3 protein-coding genes and 1 pseudogene are annotated in these 2,131 nt (G+C 61.8%); all 4 read right to left on the bottom strand.

What is annotated here, in order from left to right; all coding sequences use genetic code 11:
- Positions 1-373 (bottom strand): HPP family protein (locus tag NKH60_RS34775; protein WP_352875097.1); only part of this gene is annotated, 373 nt, incomplete at its 3' end.
- Positions 374-1,204: 831 nt separating this feature from the next.
- On the bottom strand, positions 1,205-1,363 hold the full coding sequence (locus tag NKH60_RS34770; RefSeq protein WP_352875096.1) for a hypothetical protein: 159 nt from the start codon (positions 1,361-1,363) through the stop codon (positions 1,205-1,207).
- Positions 1,360-1,647: pseudogene (locus NKH60_RS34765) on the bottom strand (ABC transporter permease); the annotation flags it as partial. The gene NKH60_RS34770 and the pseudogene NKH60_RS34765, both read right to left, overlap by 4 nt.
- A gap of 161 nt (positions 1,648-1,808) precedes the next feature.
- The coding region (locus NKH60_RS34760; RefSeq protein WP_352875095.1) for a TCP-1/cpn60 chaperonin family protein at positions 1,809-2,131 on the bottom strand (323 nt) is incomplete at its 5' end.

Below are 2,131 nucleotides of genomic sequence, written 5' to 3'. Positions count from 1 at the left end.
AGGCGGCGGCGCCACCCGGCGGATGCAGGCAGCGCGTGAACGACATGGCGGCGATGGCCAGCGCCACCGCAATGCCGGTAGCAAGAACGGGTTCACGCACGAAATGCGCCACGATCACCCCGACCAGCGCCGAAATCGTATTGCCACCGATAATCGACCAAGGTTGCGCCAGCGGGCTTGAAGGCACGGCAAAGAGCAGCACGGCCGATGCTCCCATTGGAGCAACTAGCAGTGCGACATGTGGGCCAGACCCGTTCGCCAGCGCACTGATCACGCCAGTCAATGCGATGCCGATCATGGCCCCGATGCAGGCGAGCAGCCGCTCGCGCAGCGTTGCACCGGCAAGGATCGGAACAAAGAGACGAAACGCCATGGCATACCCTTGGGCGAGTGGTCGGAACTCCGCGCTCCGCAATGCAGGCAAAGCCACAGATTTGGAAGTTAAGCCAATTCGGAAAGTCGGCTCACGGGGGAATACTTTTGCGCGAAACGGCCATTGCCAAATGGGTGCAGACATTTTGATCGGCTAGAGAAGGCAGACGGCACGCTGATCCGCTCGAGCGCAGCTAGAGGCCAAGGGCTGCCGTGCCGCGGGCAGCCGGAAATGGGGATGGTCGGAGGTCGAGCTGGGATGGACACTAAGGAATTCAGAGGCTTCGAAAAGCGTGCTGACAATGTCGGCATGGCAAGACAAATCAGGCCCTTGTCGCTCCACTTCCGAGGCGAACTCCAGCGGAGTACAGCTTCTACGCGGTGCTTGGTCTGCCTGTCCTTGCCACCGTCGGATTCGTTGGCGTCATGCTGAAACGTCCACCAGTAGCCGCTGAGAAGACGACTGCCGCCAGTGCCGTCGTGGAACCGCTATATGACGGCGGCGTGGTTACAGAGCCGGCTCGTGTCGATCGGGCGGGGGAGCCTGATGTGACGTACATGGTCCAGAAAGTGGCCAATGAAGGTGCTGGCATCGTCAACGTGATTAGGTCACGTAATAGCGGTAACACAACCGCGACCACGAGCCTCTCAGGCGTTCGATAAGGCGGGAAAATCCGATCGCCGGACCAAGCGCGATTCCGCCACACTGCCACACACGAAACCGATCAGGTCACGTTCCAGGCTCGCCAGAAGATTGGAGCCGAGACCACCTCGGCTGAACTCTGCCATGCCGCGGGCCGCCACCTCTCCCAGCCGCGGTAGAAAACGTGGGTCAGCAGCGCCGGCATGGGCGAGCAACTCCCAAAATCGCGAGCAGCGCCATCGACACCGCAAGCGGCCGCAGATGTCGGCCGATGAAGCGGAAGGCCGGCGGTGCGATGGAAGCGCCGTGCGACAGCCTATCCCGACCTGTAATCGTGATCAGGCTCATCTGGGTCTCCGGACGCCAGCGTTGCAGATGGTTTTAGGCAAGCGTGAGCAGGCCGTGGGTCCCAATCCGGTCAGGCCGACCACGATCATGGCCGAAAGAACGAGTTCCAATTGAAAGAGCTGACGACCATAGGCGATCAGGTATCGGAGCCTTTCGAACGATGCGATGAGTTCTACCGCAACCAGGGTCTGCCAGCCGTTGGCAAGGCCTTCTCGCAGCCCTGTAAAGATCCACGGCACGGCGGAAGGCAGCACGATCATCGTGAGTTTCGACCAGCGGCTGAACGAAAGGACACGGCCAGACCCGTCTCACGACGACGCCGTTGCGCTTCGCCGCCATCAGCTGGGTAGAGGACTTGCACCTCCAAGCTGTCGATCATGCTCGGCACACAAAAAAGGGCGGCATTGCTGCCGCCCTTTCCGCTGTAGGTTGATAGGGGGCTGGATTAGAAATCCATACCGCCCATGCCGCCCATGCCACCGCCGGGCATACCAGCCGGCATGCCGCCGCCAGCCGACTCCTTCTTCGGAGCCTCGGCGATCATAGCTTCGGTGGTGACCAGCAGGCCGGCGACCGAGGCCGCGTCCTGCAGAGCCGTGCGCACAACCTTGACCGGATCGACGATACCCATGGCGATCATGTCGCCATATTCGCCGGTCTGGGCGTTGTAGCCGAAGGTTGCCCCCTTGTTCTCAAGGATCTTGCCGGCAACGATCGATGCTTCCGCACCGGCGTTGGCCGCGATCTGACGGGCCGGAGCCTGCAGCG

The sequence above is a fragment of the Mesorhizobium sp. M1006 genome (assembly GCF_040318825.1).
GTDB lineage: Bacteria > Pseudomonadota > Alphaproteobacteria > Rhizobiales > Rhizobiaceae > Mesorhizobium.
This window is presented reverse-complemented; position numbering and strand designations above follow the sequence as displayed.